Genomic DNA, 20,119 nt, shown 5'->3' on the forward strand with positions numbered 1-20,119 from the left:
GGGCTCTACGCTGTCGCCGTGCTGACCGAACTGGCCGTGGCGCTGGTGCTCGCGCCGTCCGGCGGGGTGACCGACGACGTCGCCGTGACGGCCGCGCGGGACGCCTCGCTCACCGTGACCGAGCGGGTCACCACCCGTGGCCCCGCCGTCCACCGGATCCCGCTGCGGGTGCCCGCCACCGAGGCGCAGGACCGCGTCTACGCCGTCGACAACGTCCGCATCACTGGCGGTCACGTCGAAACCGGCGCCGACGGCGTGGTGGCGACGTTCGACGGCGGCCCGGCCACCTTGACGTACACAGTGGACGGTGCGGTCGACGGCAGCGGACAGCTGCGCTGGCAGGTCACCGGCGGCTGGGACGCCGACCTGGCCCGCGTGACCGCCGCCTTCACCCCGCCCGTGCCCGGAATGTCCACTGCGGACTGTTTCGCCGGCTCGCCCGGATCCGCGCGGCAGTGCACTTTCTCCGAGATCGGCGACCAGGGCGTGGTCCGCGTCGAGCAGGACGGCCTCGCCCGCGGAGACCGCATCGACCTCGCCGTGCGCCTGCCGGCCGGGGCGCTGCCGGCCAACGCTCGGTTCGTCCCGGTCTCGACGGTCGCGGCGGCCTTCGTCTTCGGCCCGGTTACGGCCGTGGGCCTCGGCGTTCTGGTGGTATTGCTGCTGCTCGGCGCGCTCGCCGTCTGGTGGCTGCGCCGCCGCGACCGCACCGCAACCGCGACCACCGCCGTCCCGCCCGCGTACGCCGCGATAGTCACCGAAGACCGTCTCGACCTCTCCGGCACGGCGCTCGACCTGGCCGCCCGCGGTCACCTGCACTTCGCCGAAACGGACGGCGCCGACTGGCTCATAACCCGCGCCGAAGGCGACGCCCCGCGCGACTTCGAACGCACCGTGCTCGCGGCCTTCAACGTGTCGCGGTTGTCGGAGGTCCGCGCCCTAGATCCGGCGGCGTTGCGTGCTCGCCTACGCGCCGACGCCGTCCGCGAAGGCTGGCTGTCCCGCTTACCCGGCCGGGCCCGGCTAAGTGGCTTCGGTCTGATCGTGCTGGGCGTGGTCGCGATGGCCGTGCTCACCTTCACTGTCGGGTACGCGTTGCTGGGAGTTGCGGTGGTCGTCGCCGGTCTCGCGTTGGTCGCCATCGCGCCGTGGCTGCCCCGCCGTACCGCGCGGGGGCGTGCACTCGCCGCCCCACCCAGACCGGACGACGAAGCCTTGGCCGCCGCCCTGGACGGCGTCCTCGCCCTGTCCGAACGCCGCCGCGCGCTGGAGCCGGACGGGGTTTTCGCATGAGGCGCACCGTTTTCCTCCTCATCCCGGCGCTGCTCCTAGCCCTGACCCCGACCGCATCCGCCCAGGACCTGCCCACCTTGCCGCAGAGCGCGGAGGTCACCCTGAAAGTCCAGCGTGACGGCAGCCTGTCCGTCACCGAGGCCGTCTCCGTGCCCGAGGGCACCTCGATGACCCGGCGCATCGCCCTGCGCGCGCCGGCCGACGACGACCAGGATCGGCTGCTCACCGTCCGGGACCTGAGCATCGAGGGCGCCGGCAGCTCCGAGACCTCGGCCGACGCCGTGACGCTCGACCTGCGCGGCGGTACCTCGATCGTCCAGTACACGGTGGACGGTGCGGTCGGGGCGGGCCGCGGCGTCGAGCGGGTGACGTGGGATCTCGCGGGTGGCTGGGACACGCGGCTGGAGCTGGTGCGAGCGACGTTCGCCGCGCCGAGGGTGCCGGACGCGCTGACCTGCCTCGCCGGTCCGCCCGGGACGGCCACCCCGTGCGGGGCCGCGCAGATCGACCACTCCGGCCTCACCCGCGTCCAGGTGCCGAACCTCGCCGCGGGCCAGCGCGTGGAGCTGACGGCCGAGCTGCCGGGCGGCACCGTGCCGGTCACCGAGCGGCTGGTGCCGTCGAAGACCGTGGCGGGCGCGATCTCGGCGTCGGCCCCGGTGTGGTGGGCCTGGGGCGCGTTCGCGGTGCTGCTGCTGGCGGCGCTGGCGCTGGTGGCGTTCCTGCGCCGCCGGGACGCCGCGCCCGTCGTGCCGATGCCGGTGGACCTGCTGTCGGACGGCCAGTTCTCCTCACCCGACGGCGTGCTGCCCGGCCACGTCGGCCCGCTGCTCACCGGCCGTGCCGACGCCGTCGACCTCGCCGCGACCGTGCTGGACCTGTGCGTGCGGAACTACATCTGGGTCAGCGAGGACGGCCCGCGCGACTGGGTGCTCGTCCGCCGGAACCCGCCGGACGAGCAGCTCGGCCGGTTCGAGCGCACGGTGTACGAGGCCGTGCTGCCGGGGGAGTCGGCGAAGGTGTCGTCGCTGGCCCCGTTCCAGACCGGCGTGCTGGCCGACGTCCTCCGTCGCCGCTGGCTCTCCCGTCGCGGCGCGAAGCTGGCACGGGCCGGCGCGCGACTGTGCCTGTACGGCGTCTTCCTGACGGTTCTGCTCACCTTCACCGTCGGCTACGCCCAGCTCGGCCTCGTGGTGATCGCTTGTGGAGTCGCGCTCTCGCTCGGGTCCCGTCTGCTCCCGGCGCGCACGACGTCAGGCCTGCTCCTGCGCCGCCGCTTACTCGGCCTGCGCGCTCGGCTGGCGGCGCCGGACCCCGCGCGTCTCACCGCCGCGGACCGAGAGCTGCTGTTCTCCCGCGCCCTCCCGTATGCACTCGCGCTCGGCGAAGCCGATCAATGGGTGACGGCCTTCGCGGCGCCCGGCCGTTCGCCACAGGCGTACTGGTACGGGACGGTCGCCGAAGGCCCGGCCGCAGTGGCCGCGACCAGCGGTTTCACGGCCGCGCTGGTCGCCGCGTTCGCCTCGGCGCACCACGGGGTGAGAGGCATCCGACCGGACGCACCGAGGGACCCCGCTCCTGCGTAGGGTGGGGGCATGGCCGATCCCGAACTCGTCCGCTTCACCACCGACAACGGTCTGCGCGTGGTGCTCGCCCCGGACCCGACCGCGCCGGTTGTCGGGGTCAGCGTGCACTACGACGTGGGCTTCCGTTCCGAGCCGGAGGGGCTGACGGGGTTCGCGCACCTCTTCGAGCACCTGATGTTCCAGGGCAGCGAGAGCCTGGAGAAGCTCGCCCACTTCCGGCACGTGCAGTCCAGCGGCGGGACCTTCAACGGGTCCACCCACCCGGACTACACGGACTACTTCGAGGTGCTGCCCTCGGCGGCGCTCGAGCGCGCGCTGTTCCTCGAGGCCGACCGCATGCGCGCGCCGAAGCTGACCGCGGAGAACCTGGCGAACCAGATCGAGGTCGTCAAGGAGGAGATCCGCCTCAACGTGCGGAACCGGCCGTACGGCGGCTTCCCGTGGATCCTGCTCCCGCCGGTGCTGTACAACACTTTCGCGAACGCCCACGACGGTTACGGCGCGTTCGAGGATCTCGAGGGCGCCACCCTGGAGGACTGCGCGGCGTTCTTCGACACCTTCTACTCCCCGGCGAACGCGGTGCTCACCGTCGCCGGCGACTTCGAGGTGGAGAACGCGAAGGCACTGATCGAGAAGCACTTCGGCGACGTCCCGTACCGGCCCGCGCCGCCGCGCCGCTCGTTCGCCGAGCCCGCGCCCACCAGCGAGCTGTACGGGGAGCACCAGGACGCGCACGCGCCGCTGCCCGCGCTCGCCGTGGGCTACCGCATGCCGGACCCGATCAACGACCTCGACGGCTACCTCGCGTACCTGGTGCTCGCCAGCGTGCTGACCGACGGCGACGGCTCCCGGCTGCAGCAGCGGCTGGTGCACCGCGAGCCGCTGGTGGTCGACATCGGCGCGGGCGCCGGGCTGTTCGGCCCGTTCGAGGCCCGCGATCCGGACACGTTCACCATCACCGCGATCCACCCGCCGGACGTTTCGCGCGAGCGCGTGCTCGCCGCCCTCGACGAGGAGCTGGAGAAGCTCGCGGCGACGGCGCCGGACGAGCAGGAACTCAAGAAGGTCACCGCCCGCTGGGCCGCGAGCCTGCACTCGGAGCACGACCGGCTGGTGTCGCGCACGCTGGCCTTCGGCGCGTTCGAGCTGCTGTACGGCGACGCGACGCTGGTGCACCGGCTGGCCGACCGCATGTCGGCGATCACCGGCGAGGCGGTGTCGGCCGCGGCGAAGGCGCTGCGCCCGGACTCGCGCGCCGTGCTGGTCGTGAAGCCGGCCGATTCCGAAGCTTCTGAAGGGACGAACGAACAGTGACTTCGGCTACGCATCGCAGTGCGGCGGAGATCGGCCGCACGGCCACGGGGCCGCGCCCGCTGCCTCCGCTGGGGTCGCAGTCCCCGGCCGCCGAGCTGTCCCATGTGGACACGACGCTGAGCAACGGCCTGCGGGTGGTGGCCGTGCGGAAGGCGACCGTGCCGCTGGTCGAGGTCCGCGTCTGGATCCCGTTCGCGGGCGAGGACAAGCTGCACCCGGCCACCGCGGAGGTGCTGGCGGAGACCCTGCTCACCGGCACCGCGCGCCGCGATCGGGTCGAGATCGACGCCGAGCTGGCGCTGATCGGCGGCGACCTCGGCACCGGCGTCGACCCGGAACGCCTGTACGTCACCGGTTCCGCGCTGTCCAGCGGCCTGCCGACGCTGCTCGACGTGCTCGGCGACGTGTTCACCGGCGCGGCCTACACCGACGCCGAGGTGGGCCGCGAGCGTGAGCGGCTGATCGAGCGCATCGCGGTCTCGCGCACGCAGCCGCGCACGATCGCGCGGGAGGCGTTGCAGAAGCAGCGTTACGGCGACCACCCGGCCACCCGCGAGGTGCCGGAGGCCGCCGACGTCGAGGTGGTGACGCCGGAGCAGGTGCGGGCGCTGCACGCGGCTTCGGTGCTGCCGCGCGGTTCCGTGCTGGTGATCGTCGGCGACATCGACCCGCAGACCGTGCCGGGCGACCTCGAGCGCGCGCTCGGCGGCTGGGCGTCGGACCGCTCCGCGCCGCGGCTGCCCGCGCTGCCCGAGCTGACCGGCGGCAACGTGCTGCTGGTGCCGCGCTCCGGTGCCGTCCAGTCGCAGATCCGGCTGTCCGCGCAGACGGTGCCGCGCACCGACCCGCGTTACGCCGCGGTGCAGCTGGCGAACCTGGCGTACGGCGGCTACTTCTCCTCGCGCCTGGTGGAGAACATCCGTGAGGACAAGGGTTACACGTACGGCGCGCACTCGGGCTTCGAGTTCACGGACCAGAACGCGACGGTGAACGTCGACGCCGACACGGCGAACGAGGTGACGGCCGCGGCGCTGCTCGAGACGCGCTACGAGCTGGGCCGCCTCGGCCTGGTGCCGCCGACCGGCGTCGAGGTCGAGTCGGTGCGGCAGTACGCGATCGGCTCGCTGCTCACCTCGACGTCCTCGCAGTCCGGCCTGGCCGGGCAGGTGATGGCGCTCGCATCGACCGGCCTGGGCGTCGAGTGGCTGCAGGAGCACCCGGCGCGGGTCGCGGCGGTGACGGAGGAGGAGGTCGCCCAGGCGGCGCTGGACTTCTTCGCGCCCAAGCGGTTCACCGGCGTGGTCGTGGGCGACGCGGATCTGCTGGCCCCGAAGCTCACCGCGCTCGGCGACGTCACGGTCGGCGAAGAGGCCTGATGACCGCCCCGTACACGCTCGGCTCGCTCCCGACGCTGTCCCGGTCCACTGTGGACCGTCAGGAGATGTTGCGCACCAACCCGGAGCGGCTCGCCGCGAAGTGGCCGACGGCCCGGGTGGTGCTGCTCGACGACACCGGGCGCACCCCGGTGGTCGAGGGCACCACCTCGCTGGCCACGCGCAAGGCGGCCAACTACGGCAGCGAGCCGCCCGCCGACGCGGTGTTCCTCGGCGAGTGGGAGGACACCGACTACTGGTCGCTGCCCGGCCGCGCCGAGGGCGACGCGGACACCGTGCGGATGGCCGGCAGCTGGGGTTTCGTCGAGGAGGTCCCGCGGGTCGACGGCGAGATCTGGGTCGAGCTGCGCGGTCACGGCGACCTGCTGGACGACACGTCGGCCGGCCTGTTCACCACCGCCCAGGCGCTGCGGAACTGGCGCCGCCAGGCGAAATACTGCACCCGCGACGGCTCGCCGACCGAGCTGATCCAGTTCGGCTGGGCCAGCCGCTGCGCGGCGAACGGGCACGAGGAGTACCCGCGGACGGACCCGGCGGTGATCTGCCTGGTGCACGACTACGAAGGCGCCAACGGCTCGCGCGTGCTGCTCGCGCGCCAGCCGGTGTGGCCCGCGGGCCGCTACTCGGTGCTGGCAGGCTTCGTCGAGGCCGGCGAATCGCTGGAAGGCTGTGTCGAGCGCGAGATCCTCGAGGAAGTCGGCGCGAAGGTGTCCGACGTGCGGTACCTGGGCAGCCAGCCCTGGCCGTTCCCGCGCTCGATCATGCTGGGCTTCACCGCCCGCGCCGACCCGTCGGTGCCGCTGGTCCCCGCGGACGGCGAGATCGAGGAAGCCCTGTGGGTCACCCGCGAGGAGGTCCGCGCGGCCTTCCGCAACAGCCAGGTCCGCAACGAGGGCGCCGTCCCGACCCCCATCGCCGGCGGCGCAGCGGAAATCATCCTCCCCGGCAACTCCTCGATCGCCCGCGTGATGCTCAAAGCCTGGGCCGACGCGGACGAGTGACTCGTGAGTGTTCATGACGGTTAGAACCGTCATGAACACTCACGAGAAGTAATGGCCCTGCTCGATGTCCTCGATGAGGCCCGGGTGGGTGGGCGTCCAGCCGAGGAGCTCCCGGGTGATGGCGCTGGAGGCGGGCATGTCGGTGCCGAGCAGGCGCACGACCATGCCCTCGTACTCGGTGGCGGGCAAGGACTTGGCCGGCAGGCCGAGGTGCCGGCCGATGGCTTCGGCAATGTCGCGGACCGGCACGCCTTCGTCGCCGACCGCGTGGAGCACCGCGCCGGCGGGTGCCTTCTCGATGGCCAGCCGGTAGAGGCTCGCAGCGTCCTTCACGTGGACGGCGGGCCAGCGGCTGGTCCCGTCGCCGAGGTAGCCGGACACGCCCTTGGCCTGGGCCAAAGTGACGAGCCGGGGGACGAATCCGTGCCGGTCGCCCTCGCCGTGCACTGAGCGCGGCAGCATGACCAGGCAGGATCGAACGCCCTGGTCGGCGGCGGCCAGCGCGGCCCGCATGTTCGTGATGCGGGCCGCGATCGGTCCTTCGGCGATGAGTTCGTCGCGCTCGGTCGCGGGTCGTCCGGGCCGGACGAGCGTTCCGCCGGAGACCACCAAGGGCTTGCCGGAACCGGCGAGGCTGGTGGCAAAAGTGTTGATGGCCAAGGCATCCGTCCGCGTCGCGGCCTCGGTTGTGCTGGGCACGACAAAGGCCAGATGGATGACGCCGTCGCTGTCGAGGGCGCCGGCCCGCAGCACGTCGAGGTCGTTCAGGTCGCCGCGCACCACCTCGGCACCCAGCTCGGCGACGGCTTTTGCGGCGGCGTCCGAGCGGGCCAGCCCGAGGACCTGATGGCCGGCGTCGAGGAGTTCGGGGACTACGGCTGAGCCGATCCAGCCGGAGGCACCGGTGACGAAGACGCGCATGGGAGTTCTCCTGCGGTGAGTGAGTGATGCGATCGAGTCGCATCAACGCTAGCACAAGTGATGCGACCCAGTCGCCTTGCTTAGACTGGTCCGGTGAGTAGATGGGCGCCGGACGCGCGCGAGCGCCTCGAGGCCGCGGCGCTGGACCTGTTCGTGAAGAACGGGTACGAGGAGACGACCGTCGCGCAGATCGCTGATCGGGCCGGGCTGAACCGCGCCACGTTCTTCCGGCACTTCGCCGACAAACGGGAGGTCTTGTTCGGCGGTGAGGACGTGCTGGCCGGGCTGTTCGGCGACGCCGTCCGGGCGGCCCCGCCGGGCGCGACGCTCACCGAGTGCCTGCGGGCCGCGCTCACGGCCGCCGAGGTCGCGATGACCCCGCAGCGGCGGGCCAAAGCCCTTCAACGCGTGCAGGTGGTTGCGGCGAACGCCGAGGCGCAGGAACGGGGACTGCTCAAGTACGCCCGGATCTCCGCCTCGATCAGCGACGCCCTGCGTGCCCGTGGCGCGGACGACCTGACTGCCCGGCTGGGCGCGGAAGTGGGCATGCTCGCCTTCCGCATCGCCCTCGAACGCTGGATGGCGTCGGAGAACGAGGACTTCGCGCGCCATGCTGCCGCGGCCTTGAACGAGGTGCAGGAATGCGCGGCCAGACTCGATTCGCTTCCTCAATCGCCTCCGTGATGTTCAAAGCCGGGCGTCGGGCTCACTGGGAGCGGAGGTCGGATTCGAGCCGCTGGAGCCGGTGGGCCACGTCCTGGGCACTCGCGGCGGCGACGCTCAGCCAGCCCTCGCTCACCGAGGCGATGAAGCGTCCCTGCTCGGTGTCGATCCAGTAGGGCGGAGTCTCGTTGCGGATGCGCTTCCCGCCGCTGCGTACTGCGGCATACAGCCGTCCGACGTGCACGCGGGGCAACTGCATCCATTCCGCGGCGCGGCGGGCGTCGCGGGCGCTGTTGGTCCGGCTGGGCGGGGCGTCGCCCGCGAGCACGGCCGTGTAGTCCTCTTCCGAGCAGGACAGCGAGTGCATCCGCGCGACGGGTGGGGTGTCAGGCAGCGCTGTCGCCAGGTCCCACGCTGCCGTCTCGGCGGAGCTGGGGAAGAGGTGCACCGTCTCGTCGTCGGCGACGGCGAGTACCGCGTCGCGTCCCTGCGACGCTGCTTGGAGCGTGACGTCGCGACCGGAAATCCGTGCCCAGCAATAGTGATCGACGGCCGGACGCTGCAGCAGCGTGACGACGTCGGCGAAGTCTCGGGACCGCCAGCCGACGCGTTGGAGTTCCGCGTCGGCCCGCGCCGCGAGCTGGTCCTGTTCATCCGGCGGGTACCACTTCTCCCCGCCGATCAGCGTCGGGTGGAGTTCACCGCCGTCCAGCCGTCGCACCAGGTTCTGGTACGCCTCCCGGCTCAGTTTCAGCGGCGCACGCAGCACGCTCACGCGCCGATGGTGGGCGGGGTCGGCCGCATGCCGTCGGGGTAGCCACCGAACAGCTCGTCGGCGTCCTGGTCGGGCAGAGTGACCTTCCGCTCGTGCTCCTCGTCTGCGCCGCCCTTGCCCTTCCCGGCGCCGGCGCCCATGCCGCCCATGCCCGAAGAGCCTTTCGCGCCTGGGGCGCCGGCGGTCCCGCCTCCGGGGCGGGCCACGCCTTGCCCAGCCGGGCCGCCGCTGCCGGTGCCCGCACCGTTGCCGAGCTGCTGTCCGGCTCCGCCGCCCAAGCGGGAGCCTGCGCCGGCTCCGGTGCCCGCGCCGATTCCGCCGGCGGTTCCGCCGCCCAGGCCGGAACCGGAACCGCCGGGCACTCCGAATCCGCCGATCGGGCCGGCTCCTCCGCCGGTGCTCGAGTCTCCGCCACCACTGCCCGGTCCGAACGTCGGCAGCTGCCCCGAGCCGAATCCGGGCGCGTTGCTGGCCGGCGGCTTCGGTGTGTACCCCGCCGTCGAAGTGGAGTCCGTGGAAGTCCCGCCATATGGGGGAGGGGTGGCTCCCGCCCCGTGCGTCCCACCCGGAGCGGTTCCCGAAGCTGCGGGGGACGGACCGGTCGCAGTGCTGTGTGGTCCGACCTGGCCGGTGCCGCCCGCGCTGTGTCCACTTGGGACTCCACCGTGCCCGGTGCCGCCTGTTCCGCCAGGGCCCCCGGTGCTGCCGGTCCCGCCTGTTCCGCCGGTACCGCTTGTGCCGTGGCCTCCCGGCGGCGGCGCCGGTGCCACCGCAAGTCCGGCTGGAGCCGCATTCAGCGCCGGGTAATCCTTCGCGGCGCTGTTCCGGTTTCCGTCCGTCGTCGCGTAATAGGAGCCGTAAGCGTTCTTGTTGGCCTGGTCATTGGTGTCCCACTGCGCGGCTTTCTTCTCCGAGTCGCTCGCATGGAACGGGTTGTAACTGGCCAGGTCATTGGTGTCGGGCCGATTGCTGTCCATCGGCGCGAGCTTCGTCAGCGTTTCGTGGAACCCGCTGTTCTGCGCGGTGATGGACTCCGCGCTGCGATTCAAGTCGTCAGCCGCCTGCTGCGAAGACTGGATCAGGGGCGCAAACCCGGCCTGCGCCTTCTGCGACGCATCACCTTGCCACGATCCGTCAAGTTTGCCCTGCAGCTTGGTGATCCGGGCGACCAGGTCGTCATGCCCGCCCTTGAGTGCCTGAGCCGCTTGCTGGCCGCTGTCCAGCGTCGAGGTGTCGCCGTTGAAGCGGTGCATCCGGGCGTAGACGTCCGCCCCGGTGTATCCGTCCGGCATCAGTGGCCCCCTTGCTGGAGATAGGTGATCACAAAGCCGGCGACCTTTTTACCGAGTTCGCAGCCGTCGGCGAAAGGATGTTCGAGTGCGTCCAGGCTGACGCTGATGGTGTAACTGAGGTCGTTGCGGAGCCCGACGGCCACTGCGCAACCGCCGGCTGGCGTATTGGTTCCCGCGTCGTAGACGACACCGGGGTAGCCGTCGACCGAAAATGGTTGAAATTTGCTGAGTCCGCCGGTCTGCTGCTGGCCGTAGAGTCCGCTGATGCCGCCGTGGCTGGGGTCTCCGGTGAATACTGCGCCGCTGACCGAGGCAGGCGCGTCCGGGGTGACGAAACGCCATCCGCAGCTTGGCCCGGTGGGATCGTCGGGCTTGGGGACTGTGTTCTTGAGCGGAGCACCGAGACTCGCCACCTGTGCTGGGGTCATTGCGGCGCAGGGGTCTTTCTCGAGCGGTGCAGGGTCCAGTGGTGCTGGAACCGGAGGCGCCCCAAATCGGAGGCCGGTCGAGCTGGGAGGTGCCGGGGATGCGGGCGCGGCAGTGCCGGGCTGACCGGAACAGCCGACGATCAGGGTGGCTGTGGCAAGCAGCGTCAGTACGGTCGTGCAGGACTTAGGCATGGCGGCTGGTCGTGCCTTTCAGCTGGTTGGCGGCCTGGTGTTCTTGCTCCTGGTAAGTATTCAGCGCCTGCTGAACTGCCTCTCGCTGACGCTTGAGTTCGGCCACCACACTGGTGAGGTAGTTGTTGTAGGACGCACCTGCAGCGTTGAGATCCTGCACGTAGTTGATGCTGGCGACCTCGTCACCCATGGGTGTGAAGGCTCTGAGCTGACGGGCATGTTGGCTGAGATCCAATTGGATCCAGTCCAGGATGTCGTCGATCTCGGTGATGACCTCGTGGGCGGTGTCGGGGTCCAGGCGGTAGCCGCTGCCGCCGGTGGGCATGGACGCGTTGGCCTTGGCCTGGGCGTCCGCCGCTTCCTGGGCGATCTGCTCCGGAGTCTTGTCCCGCACGTAGGTGTAGCCGGGCACCAGCGGGCCCTGCATGTTCGCTGGTAGGTGCCGCACGCGCTGCACAGGGTCTGTCACGTTGTCCGTCATCGAAGGCCTCCCCGCCCGTAACTCGAACGGACAGAGGGTAGCAGTTCGTCTGCAGATGGTGACAGGAATCGGTGATCATCCACTGAGTGGGCGAAGCGCGCCCACTGCGTGTCCTACGGGCCCACATATCGGCGTCAGCGGCCCCCGTTCTGGAGATATCGGATGACGAAGCCGGCGACTTTTTTGCCGAGTTCACATGCGTCGGCGAAGGGGTGATCGAGGCCGTCGAGGTCCACGCTGATGGTGTAAGTGAGGTCGTTGCGGAGGCCGATGGCAAGTGGGCAACTGCCTGGTGGGGTGTTGCTTGCCGCGTCGTAAATCACGCCGGGGTAGCCGTTGGCGGTGAAAGGTTGGAATTTGGTCAGTCCGCCCATTTGTTGCCGACCGTAGAGGCCGCTGATGCCGCCGTGACTGGGGTCTCCGGTGAACACTGCACCAGTGGTGGACGAACGGCCGTCTTCGGTAGCGAAGCTCCAGCTGCAGGCTGGGCCGAGAGGGTCGGCGGGTTTCGACTCTTCGTTTTTGAAAGGCGCGCCAAGACTGGCCACCTGCACAGGTGTCATAGCCGCGCACGGATCCGTCTCCAGCGGCGTCGGGTCCAACGGCGCAGGCACGGGCGGCGCGCCGAACCGGAGCCCGGTGGAGCTAGCCGGCGACGCGGGCACGGCGGTGCCGGTCTGACCGGAGCAGCCGGCCACCAGCGTGGCCACAACCAGCAGGGCAGGCGCGAAGGTGTTCTTGGACATTCGGGCGACGGCAGCCTTTCAAGCGAATCGGACCGGGTGGTCGAGCAGGGCAGGATCGGAACGACGAGCGCAGGGTAACTGTCTGCGGGTGGCGACAGGTGGCTCGAAGTGCCCAACCGACCGCAGAGCGTAGGTAAACCAAGCGTTTCCCTGCCGGGCCCGAAGCGTTACCCGCCCGTTCCCGATGGCCATTGACGTGCTGTGGCCGCGCTCACTACAGTCCCCGGAAACCGTCTGTAAAGTATCCTAATTAAGGGGATCAAGAGTGCGAGCCGGCAGTCCGCGGATGCTGCGCGAGATCAACGATCGCGCGGCGATCGAGGCGCTTCTGCGTGCTGGGCCGTTGACGCGGTCCGAGCTGGAGGTCGCCATCGGGCTGTCGAAGCCCGCCACCGCGCAGCTGCTGACCCGGCTCGAGCAGGAGAAAGTCGTTGGCAAGGCCGGAGAACGCGGGGGTGGCCGCGGGCCGCGCGCGCAGCTCTGGGCGGTCAACGGCGGGCTGGCGCACGTGGTCGCCGTCGACCTCACGCCGCAGCTCGCGGACTTCATCGTCGCCGACGTAGCCGGGACCGTGCTCGCCGAGTACCAGGTGCAGCTGCCCGTGCACGAGGGCGCGGATGTCGTCGGCACGTTCGGGGAGGCACTGCGGCACGTCACCGCCGAGGCCGGGCTTGAGCTCGCCGACCTGGCGAACGTCGTGATCGGCGCGCAGGGCGCGTTCGACCCGCGCACCGGGCTGCTGTCCTCCGCGCCGCACATCCCCGGCTGGCTCGGCTTCGACGTCCCGGCACGGCTTTCGCAGGAGCTGGGCATCGCCGTCACCATCGAGAACGACGTGAACCTCGTCGCGGTGGAGGAGATGAGCGAGGGCAAAGCCCAGCACGTCGACGACTTCGTCATGGTCTGGCTCTCCGAGGGCGTCGGCGGCGCCGTGGTCATCGGCCGCCGGCTGCTGCGCGGCGCGACCGGCGGCGGCGGGGAGATCGACTGGATGCGCGTGCCCGATCCGGCCACTGTGGACACCGGCGACGAGTGGCCCGAGGCGGGCGCGCGGTTCGGCAACCTCGTCGACTCGCCCGCCGTGACCCGCCTGGCGAAGGCTCACGGCATCACCGCCGAAGCCGGCTGGGACGCGGTGAACCAGGCGAAATCCCTGTCCGGCAACGGTTTCCTCGACGATCTGGCGCGCCGGGTCGCGGGCGGCATCGCCAGCCTCGTCGCCGTCGCCGACCCGCAGCTGATCCTGCTCTGCGGCGAGACCAGCCGCGCCGGCGGCGAGGAGTTCGCCGCGAACGTCGCCGAGAAGCTGCACGCGCTGGTCCTGCCCCGCACGCCAGTCGGCGTCGCTTCGGTGCAGGGCAACGCGGTGCGCGCGGGCGCGTTGCAGTCCGCGCTCGCCACCGCCCGTGAGGACGTCTTCGGCGTCGTCACCCCCACGCTCCTCGGGTCGCGCAGGCCCGCAGGGGGAACGCCGCCCGCGGCGCTCCCGACCGAGTAGTCCGAGTAGTCCCCGTAGTCCCCACCGATGAGGAGGAGGGTCATGCCCCTCACGACCCGCATCCGGAGAATCGCCCGAAGGCGCGGCTCTCTGCTGCTCTGCGCCGCGACCGCCACCGCGCTGCTCACGTCCGCCTGTGGCGCGGCCGCGCCGACCGCCTCGGGTGACGCCGCCGCGCCGCCGGGCAAGGACGACAAGCTCACCATCACCGTCTACAGCAAGTTCACCGACCGTGAGTACGGCGTGGTCACCGCGGCGCTGAACAAGCTCAAGGCCAAGTTCCCCAGCATCACCATCAACCACGAGGGCAACCAGGACGACGACAAGCTCACCCAGTCGATCCGCGGCGGCAACCCGCCGGACGTGGCGATCTCGTTCTACACCGACAACCTCGGCGCCTGGTGCTCCACCGGCAGCTTCCAGGACCTCAAGCCCTACCTGGACCGGGACAAGATCGACCTGAACCAGATCCCCGAGGCGGTCCGCAACTACACCTCGTACCAGGGCAAGCGCTGCGCCATGCCGATGCTCGCCGACGTCTACGGGCTGTACTACAACAAGGACCAGTTCGCGGCCAAGGGCATCACCTCGCCGCCGAAGACGACCACCGAGCTGCTCCAGGACGCCGAGAAGCTCACCGAGTTCAACCCGGACGGCTCGATCAAGACCGCGGGCTTCATCCCTGCGATGCCGTTCTACGCCAACCAGGCGCAGTACTGGGCCCCGAACTTCGGCGCGCAGTTCATCGGCCCGGACGGCAAGTCCTCACTCTCGTCCAGCCCCGGCTGGAAGGCGATGTTCGAGTTCCAGAAGAAGCTGATCGACTTCTACGGCGGCCACGACAAGGTGGAGAAGTTCAAGGCCGGCCTCGGCGACGAGTACTCGGCCGACAACGGCTTCCAGACCGGCAAGCTGGCGATGATGTACGACGGCGAGTTCCGCACCGCGTTCATCAAGGACCAGACCCCGAAGCTGAACTACGCCACCGCGCCCGCGCCGGTGCTCGACAGCATGGCCGACCACTACGGCGGCGGTTTCGCCACCGGCACCATCATCGCCATCCCCAAGGGCGCCAAGAACCCCGGCGCGGCCTGGGAGCTGATCAAGCAGGCCAGCCTCGACACCGACACCCTGGTGGACATGGCCAACGGCCTGAAGAACGTGCCCAGCACCAAGGATTCGCTGTCGTCGCCGAAGCTCGACGTGCCGCCGCAGTTCAAGACCTTCCTGGACATCTACGACAGCGGCAAGATGGTCGCGAACCCGTCCACCCCGATCGGCGACGCCTTCCTCAAGGCGGTCAACGATTTCGCCGAGAAGTGGCAGGCCGGCTCCGTGCCCGATCTCGACGCCGGCCTCAAGCAGGTCGACGCGCAGGTGAACGACGAGCTGGCGCAGAAGGGCGCGGGCGGATGACCTCGACGCTGCCCGTCGAGGCGAGCGCCCCGCCCGCACCCGCGAAGGTGCGGGCGGGGGCCCGCCGGGCGAAGCGCAGGCGGACGGTGTTCTTCTTCATGGCACCGGCGACGCTCGGGTTCTTGATCTTCTTCGGCTACCCGCTGATCGCCACCGTCTACTACTCCTTCACCCGCTACGACCTGATCAACCCGCCGCAGTGGATCGGGTTCGAGAACTACGTGCGGATGTTCACCAGCGAGCCGCTGGTGAAGACCGCGGCGTACAACACGTTGTGGCTGGTGATCATCCTGACCGTCTGCCGGGTGCTGTTCTCGCTCGGCGTCGCCTCGGTGATCTCGCGGCTGAAGTCGGGCGTCGGCATCGTCCGGACGCTCTGCTACCTGCCGGCGCTGGCCCCGCCGGCCGCGGCCACGCTGGCGTTCGTCTTCGTGTTCAACCCCGAATTCGGCCCGGTGAACCGGTTCCTGCGCTTGCTGGGCATCGACGGCGGGCTGTGGTTCAACAGCCCGGAGATGTCGAAGCCCGCGCTGACGCTGCTGGCGTTGTGGGGCTCCGGCGAGCTGATGATCATCATCCTGGCCGCGCTGCTGGACGTGCCCGCCGAGCAGTACGAGGCGGCGGAGCTGGACGGCGCCGGCCCGGTCCGCCGGTTCTGGCACGTGACGCTGCCGTCGATCTCGCCGGTGCTGCTGTTCGGCGTGGTCAACTCGATGATCTACGCGCTGCAGTTCTTCACGCAGGCGATCGTGGCCTCGTCCGCTTCGGCGGGCACGGCGGACGTCGCGGGCAACTCGAAGCTGATCGGCGCGCCGGAGAACTCGACGCTGACTTACCCGATCTGGTTGTACGTGCAGGGTTTCCGCTACTTCAACATGGGTTACGCGGCGGCCATGGCCGTGCTGCTGTTCATCGTTTCCGCCGGGTTCACGTGGATTCTGGTCAGGCAATTGCGTAAGGCCCAACACCAGGAGGAGGGGGCATGAACTTATCCTCGCGACAGCCCGTTCGTGGCCCCGACTGGGTGCGGGTATCCCGCATGAACGGAGCGGGGGCATGACCACGATCTCGGCGCCCGCGCGCCCGCCCGCGTCCGTGCCCCCGCGCGTACAGTTCAAGCGCCAGTGGGAAAAACGCCTCGGCTACATCGCGACGCACGCGATCGGCATCGCGCTCGGCGTGGTCTTCGTGCTGCCGCTGCTGTTCGTCTTCCTCACCGCGGTGATGAAGAGCGACCAGGCGATGTCCTCGAGCCTGTGGCCGACGGAGTGGCACTTCGAGAACTTCGTCGAGGTGTTCCGCCGGGCGCCGCTGCTGGAGTACTTCGGCAACAGCCTGCTCTACTCCTCGCTGGCGACGGTCGGGGCGCTGGTCTCGGCCATCCCGGCGGCGTACGGGCTGGCGAAGCTGCGGTGGCGCGGGCAGAACCTGTTCTTCATGCTCACGGTGGCGGCGATGATGCTGCCACCGCAGGTGACCATCGTGCCGCTGTACGACCTGTGGGTGCGGCTCGGCCTCACCGGCACGCTGGTGCCGCTGATCGTGCCGTACTTCTTCTTCGACGCGTTCTCGATCTTCCTGCTGCGGCAGTTCTTCCTCACCATTCCCAAGGACTACCTCGAAGCGGCGAAGATCGACGGCTGCAACGAGTTCCAGGCCATGATCAGGGTGCTGCTGCCGATGGCCAAGCCGGGCATCGCGGCCACCGGGATGTTCTGCTTCCTGTTCACCTGGAACGACTACTTCGGGCCGCTGCTCTACACCGGCGAGAACCAGGACAACTGGCCGCTCTCGCTGGCGATCGCGTCGTTCCGCGGCATGCACCACGTGGAGTGGAACCTCACGATGGCCGCCACCGCGCTGATCATGGCGCCGGTGATCGTGCTGTTCGTGTTCGCGCAGAAGTCGTTTGTCAAGGGCATCACGTTCACGGGAGTCAAGGGATGAAGCTGGCTGTGGTCGGCGGTGGGTCCACCTACACGCCGGAGCTGGTCGACGGGATCGCCGGGCGGCGCTCCACATTGGACGTCGACGAGATCGTGCTGATCGACCCCGACGCCTACCGGGTGGAGGCCGTCGGCGGGTTCAGCCAGCGGCTGCTGGACCACGCCGGGCACCCGGCCCGGGTGCGCACGACCGCGAACCTGGAGGAAGGCGTCGAGGGTGCTTCGGCGGTCCTGATCCAGCTGCGCGTCGGCGGGCAGCGGGCGCGCGCGACGGACGAGACGTTCCCGCACGCGTGCGGCTGCCTCGGCCAGGAGACGACGGGTGCGGGCGGGCTGGCGAAGGCGCTGCGGACGGTGCCGGTGGTGCTCGACATCGCCGAGCGCGTGCGCAAAGTGGCGGGCGAGGACACCTGGATCGTCAACTTCACCAACCCGGTCGGCATCGTCACGCGGGCGTTGCTGCAGGAGGGCCACCGCGCGGTCGGGCTGTGCAACGTCGCGATCAACCTGCAGCGGAAGTTCGGGAAGCTGCTCGGCGCCGGCACCGGGGACGTCAAGCTCGTCCACACCGGACTGAACCACCTGAGCTGGGAGCGCGGCGTTTTCGTCAACGGCGTGGACCGGCTGCCCGAGCTGCTGTCCGAGCACGCGGAGTTCCTCGGCGAGGAGGTCACGGCGCCGGTCGAGTGGATGCGGCGGATGAACGCCGTGCCGTCGTACTACCTCAAGTACTACTACGCCCACGACGAGCAGGTGGCCAAGCAGCTCAAAGAGCGCCCGCGCGCCGAGGTGGTCAGCGATGTGGAGGAGGAGCTGCTGAAGCTCTACCTCGACCCGGAGCAGGTGACGAAGCCGGATTCGCTGGAGAAGCGCGGCGGCGCGTACTACTCGGAGGCGGCGGTGCAGCTCGTGCACGCGCTGACCGCGGGCGGGCCGGCGGAGGAGCACGTGGTGAACGTGCCCAACAACGGCACGTTCGGCTTCCTGCCGGACGACGCGGTGATCGAGGTGTCCTCCACTGTGGACTCCGGCGGGGCGGTGGCGATCCCGCAGAAGCCCGTCGAGCCGCGGTTCGCCGGGCTGATCGCGGCCGTGACGGCGTACGAGCACCTGGCGTTGGAGGCGGCGGTCAAGGGCGGGCGCGACCGGGTGGCCGACGCGCTGCTGGCCCACCCGCTGATCGGGCAGTACACCAAGGCCGACCAGCTGGCCGACTCCCTGGTGTCGATCAACCGCGACTTCCTGCCATGGGCATGAGGCCGGTCGAACCAGCAGTCGTCGCAATCGACGGAGGCAACAGCAAAACCGAGGTGCTGCTGGTGTCGCGCGACGGCGGGGTGCTCGCCCAGTCGCGCGGCCCCGGCGCCTCGCCGCAGAACGTCGGGGTGGAAGGATGTGTTACGGCGCTTGAATCCCTGGTGGCCGAGGCGCTGACTTCGGCCGGGCTGCCGGCGGAGCGGCCGTACGGCGTGCACACCTCGGCGTACCTGGCCGGGCTCGACTTCCCGCGTGAGGAAGAACCGCTGTTCGAAGCGCTCCTCGCGCGCGGCTGGAGCACCACGCTGGAGGTCGGCAACGACGTCCTCGCGCTGCTGCGCGCGGGCAGCTCGGACGGCACCGGCATCGCCGTGGTCTGCGGTGCGGGGATCAACGCCGCGGGCATCGGCCCGGACGGCCGCGTGCACCGGTTTCCCGCGCTGGGCAGGGTTTCCGGCGACTGGGGCGGCGGCTACCGGCTCGGTGAGGAGGCCCTGTGGTGGGCCGTCCGCGCGGAAGACGGACGTGGCCCCCGGACGGAATTGCAGACCGCGGTGGCGGGCTTCTTCGGCCTGCCGACGCTGCTCGACGTGGTGCAGGGCCTGCACTTCGGCGAAATCGACTCGGCGTCGATCCACGGCCTGTGCCCGCTGCTGTTCGAGGTCGCGGCCGAGGGTGACGAGGTGGCCCAAGAAGTGGTCACGCGGTTCGTCGAGGAGGTGAGCGTGCTGGTCGCGGTGATCGTGCGACGGCTGGACCTCACCGAATCGGCCCCGGAGGTGATCCTCGGCGGCGGCGTGCTGACCGGCGTCGGCGCGCCGGTGATCGCGGAGATCGAGCGGCGATGCCTGAAAGTGGCGCCGCTCGCGCGAGTGCGGGTGGTCGACGTGAACCCGGTTGTCGGCGCGGCCCTGTTCGGCCTCGACGCGCTGGGCGCGCCCGCCTCGGCGAAGGCCGCGCTGAAGGCCGCCACCCAGCGGGCCTGACCACCAAAGCCGTCAAGGCCTCCTTACCCGCGTCCGGCGCGGGCAAGGAGGCCTTGACGGCCGTTGTCCCAGTGAGGTCAGCGGACCGCGACGGTCTCGCCGGTCTCCAGCAGGGACTTGAGGTCCGAGAGGACCCAGGCCCAGCCGCCGCCCGCGTTCTGGCCGGGGCCGGCGTCGAGGTCCTCGTGCACCCCGGCGACCATCGCGGCGTGGTTCGGCGCGCCGGTGACGTCGTGGGTGACGGTGAGCCGGGTGCCCGTCGACTTGGTTTCCTCGATGTCGTAGGTGAGCGTGGTGTACGGCTCCGCGATCAGCGACGGGTCCATGGTCAGCCGCCAGGTGATGACCAGTCTGCGCGGCGGGTCGACCTCGACGACCTCACCGTCGAGCAGGTCGCCGGTGAACCCGGAGTCGATGAACGCCTGCGTCGGGCGGACGCGGTGCTTGCCGCCGGGCGTGAGGTCGAAGTCGGCCAGGCCGCCGTAGCCGTACTTCTCCGTCCACTCGGGCTTGGTGATGGCGTCCCAGATCGCCTGCGGGCTCGCCTTGATGTAGACGCGGTTGACCTGCACGGTCTTCGTCTCGGTCATTCGGGTGACTCCTTCTCCAGTTCGGCTTTGAGGTCGAGCAGCGCCGCGGTGTGGCGGGCGGTGTACTTGCCGATCCACCGGTCGTGGATCTGCCGGATCGGCACCGCGTTCAGGAAGTGCCGCTTCTCGCGGCCTTCCTTGCGGCTGGTGACCAGTCCGGCTTCTTCCAACAGCTTCAGGTGTTTCATCACGCCGAAGCGCGTCATGTCCACTTCGGACTCCAGCTCGCCCAGCGTCCGCCCGTCCCGGGCGAACAGCAGGTCGAGCAGGAACCGCCGGGTGGGGTCGGCCAGCGCCTTGAACACCTGGTCGTCCTCCGGCATGAGCCGAGAATAGGTGA

The 20,119-nt window shown here is 70.3% G+C and carries 20 protein-coding genes; 12 read left to right on the plus strand and 8 right to left on the minus strand.

Annotation, left to right across the window (positions count from 1 at the left end; genetic code table 11):
• The first annotated feature begins 18 nt into the window (after positions 1-18).
• Genes OG371_RS21365 through nudC form a run of 5 tightly spaced genes read left to right on the plus strand, consistent with a single transcriptional unit; the run spans position 19 to position 6,588 of the window.
• Complete coding sequence (locus OG371_RS21365; RefSeq protein ID WP_329071849.1) at positions 19-1,293, plus strand: hypothetical protein; 1,275 nt, start codon at positions 19-21, stop codon at positions 1,291-1,293.
• Complete coding sequence (locus tag OG371_RS21370) at positions 1,290-2,879, plus strand: DUF2207 family protein (RefSeq protein ID WP_329071852.1); 1,590 nt, start codon at positions 1,290-1,292, stop codon at positions 2,877-2,879. Before OG371_RS21365 ends, OG371_RS21370 begins: the two co-directional genes overlap by 4 nt.
• A 9-nt stretch (positions 2,880-2,888) precedes the next feature.
• Entirely contained in the window at positions 2,889-4,193 is a 1,305-nt protein-coding gene (locus OG371_RS21375) for a M16 family metallopeptidase (protein WP_329071854.1), read from the plus strand.
• Positions 4,190-5,569: a M16 family metallopeptidase gene (locus OG371_RS21380; RefSeq protein ID WP_329071856.1), complete on the plus strand. Its 1,380-nt coding sequence runs from the start codon at positions 4,190-4,192 to the stop codon at positions 5,567-5,569. Before OG371_RS21375 ends, OG371_RS21380 begins: the two co-directional genes overlap by 4 nt.
• Positions 5,569-6,588 carry an NAD(+) diphosphatase gene (gene nudC, locus OG371_RS21385; RefSeq protein ID WP_329071858.1) on the plus strand — a complete coding sequence of 340 codons (1,020 nt, stop codon included), beginning with the start codon at positions 5,569-5,571 and terminating at the stop codon, positions 6,586-6,588. Before OG371_RS21380 ends, nudC begins: the two co-directional genes overlap by 1 nt.
• A gap of 39 nt (positions 6,589-6,627) precedes the next feature.
• On the opposite strand, the gene OG371_RS21390 is transcribed toward nudC, so the two are convergent.
• On the minus strand, positions 6,628-7,509 hold the full coding sequence (locus OG371_RS21390) for an SDR family oxidoreductase (RefSeq protein ID WP_329071860.1): 882 nt from the start codon (positions 7,507-7,509) through the stop codon (positions 6,628-6,630).
• 93 nt (positions 7,510-7,602) lie between these two features.
• Here OG371_RS21390 and OG371_RS21395 point away from each other — a divergent pair, with 93 nt between their 5' ends.
• A complete protein-coding gene (locus OG371_RS21395; protein WP_329071862.1) occupies positions 7,603-8,193 on the plus strand; it encodes a TetR/AcrR family transcriptional regulator in 591 nt (196 codons plus the stop codon).
• A gap of 22 nt (positions 8,194-8,215) precedes the next feature.
• On the opposite strand, the gene OG371_RS21400 is transcribed toward OG371_RS21395, so the two are convergent.
• From OG371_RS21400 to OG371_RS21420, 5 genes are all read right to left on the minus strand, one after another.
• A complete protein-coding gene (locus OG371_RS21400; RefSeq protein ID WP_329071864.1) occupies positions 8,216-8,947 on the minus strand; it encodes an ESX secretion-associated protein EspG in 732 nt (243 codons plus the stop codon).
• The gene (locus tag OG371_RS21405) at positions 8,944-10,239 is read right to left on the minus strand and encodes a WXG100 family type VII secretion target (RefSeq protein ID WP_329071866.1); all 1,296 of its coding nucleotides are present in this window, start codon (positions 10,237-10,239) and stop codon (positions 8,944-8,946) included. The genes OG371_RS21400 and OG371_RS21405 overlap by 4 nt, the downstream gene beginning before the upstream one ends.
• Positions 10,239-10,859 (minus strand): DUF3558 domain-containing protein, encoded by a 621-nt coding sequence (locus OG371_RS21410; RefSeq protein WP_329071868.1) that lies wholly within the window; start codon positions 10,857-10,859, stop codon positions 10,239-10,241. Before OG371_RS21410 ends, OG371_RS21405 begins: the two co-directional genes overlap by 1 nt.
• The gene (locus OG371_RS21415; protein WP_329071870.1) at positions 10,852-11,340 is read right to left on the minus strand and encodes a hypothetical protein; all 489 of its coding nucleotides are present in this window, start codon (positions 11,338-11,340) and stop codon (positions 10,852-10,854) included. The genes OG371_RS21410 and OG371_RS21415 overlap by 8 nt, the downstream gene beginning before the upstream one ends.
• A gap of 134 nt (positions 11,341-11,474) precedes the next feature.
• Positions 11,475-12,086 carry a DUF3558 domain-containing protein gene (locus OG371_RS21420; RefSeq protein ID WP_329071873.1) on the minus strand — a complete coding sequence of 204 codons (612 nt, stop codon included), beginning with the start codon at positions 12,084-12,086 and terminating at the stop codon, positions 11,475-11,477.
• A 286-nt stretch (positions 12,087-12,372) separates the two neighbouring features.
• Between OG371_RS21420 and OG371_RS21425 the strand changes: the two genes are divergently transcribed.
• The 6 genes from OG371_RS21425 (at position 12,373) to OG371_RS21450 (ending at position 19,189) form a co-directional block, all read left to right on the plus strand.
• The gene (locus OG371_RS21425) at positions 12,373-13,584 is read left to right on the plus strand and encodes an ROK family transcriptional regulator (RefSeq protein WP_329073239.1); all 1,212 of its coding nucleotides are present in this window, start codon (positions 12,373-12,375) and stop codon (positions 13,582-13,584) included.
• 42 nt (positions 13,585-13,626) lie between these two features.
• Positions 13,627-15,000, plus strand: coding sequence for an extracellular solute-binding protein (locus OG371_RS21430; protein WP_329071875.1), 1,374 nt, complete (start codon positions 13,627-13,629; stop codon positions 14,998-15,000).
• Entirely contained in the window at positions 14,997-15,986 is a 990-nt protein-coding gene (locus OG371_RS21435; protein WP_329071877.1) for a carbohydrate ABC transporter permease, read from the plus strand. Before OG371_RS21430 ends, OG371_RS21435 begins: the two co-directional genes overlap by 4 nt.
• Positions 15,987-16,056: 70 nt before the next feature.
• Positions 16,057-16,947, plus strand: coding sequence for a carbohydrate ABC transporter permease (locus OG371_RS21440; protein WP_329071879.1), 891 nt, complete (start codon positions 16,057-16,059; stop codon positions 16,945-16,947).
• Positions 16,944-18,203 (plus strand): 6-phospho-beta-glucosidase, encoded by a 1,260-nt coding sequence (locus tag OG371_RS21445; RefSeq protein WP_329071881.1) that lies wholly within the window; start codon positions 16,944-16,946, stop codon positions 18,201-18,203. The genes OG371_RS21440 and OG371_RS21445 overlap by 4 nt, the downstream gene beginning before the upstream one ends.
• The gene (locus tag OG371_RS21450) at positions 18,194-19,189 is read left to right on the plus strand and encodes an N-acetylglucosamine kinase (protein WP_329071883.1); all 996 of its coding nucleotides are present in this window, start codon (positions 18,194-18,196) and stop codon (positions 19,187-19,189) included. Before OG371_RS21445 ends, OG371_RS21450 begins: the two co-directional genes overlap by 10 nt.
• A gap of 77 nt (positions 19,190-19,266) precedes the next feature.
• Here OG371_RS21450 and OG371_RS21455 read toward each other — a convergent pair whose 3' ends face one another.
• Both OG371_RS21455 and OG371_RS21460 read right to left on the minus strand, forming a co-directional pair.
• Positions 19,267-19,779, minus strand: a complete 513-nt coding sequence (locus OG371_RS21455) for an SRPBCC domain-containing protein (protein ID WP_329071885.1) — start codon at positions 19,777-19,779, stop codon at positions 19,267-19,269.
• Complete coding sequence (locus tag OG371_RS21460) at positions 19,776-20,102, minus strand: ArsR/SmtB family transcription factor (protein WP_329071887.1); 327 nt, start codon at positions 20,100-20,102, stop codon at positions 19,776-19,778. The genes OG371_RS21455 and OG371_RS21460 overlap by 4 nt, the downstream gene beginning before the upstream one ends.
• Positions 20,103-20,119 lie beyond the last annotated feature (17 nt).

Source organism: Amycolatopsis sp. NBC_01480, from assembly GCF_036227205.1.
Taxonomy (GTDB): domain Bacteria; phylum Actinomycetota; class Actinomycetes; order Mycobacteriales; family Pseudonocardiaceae; genus Amycolatopsis.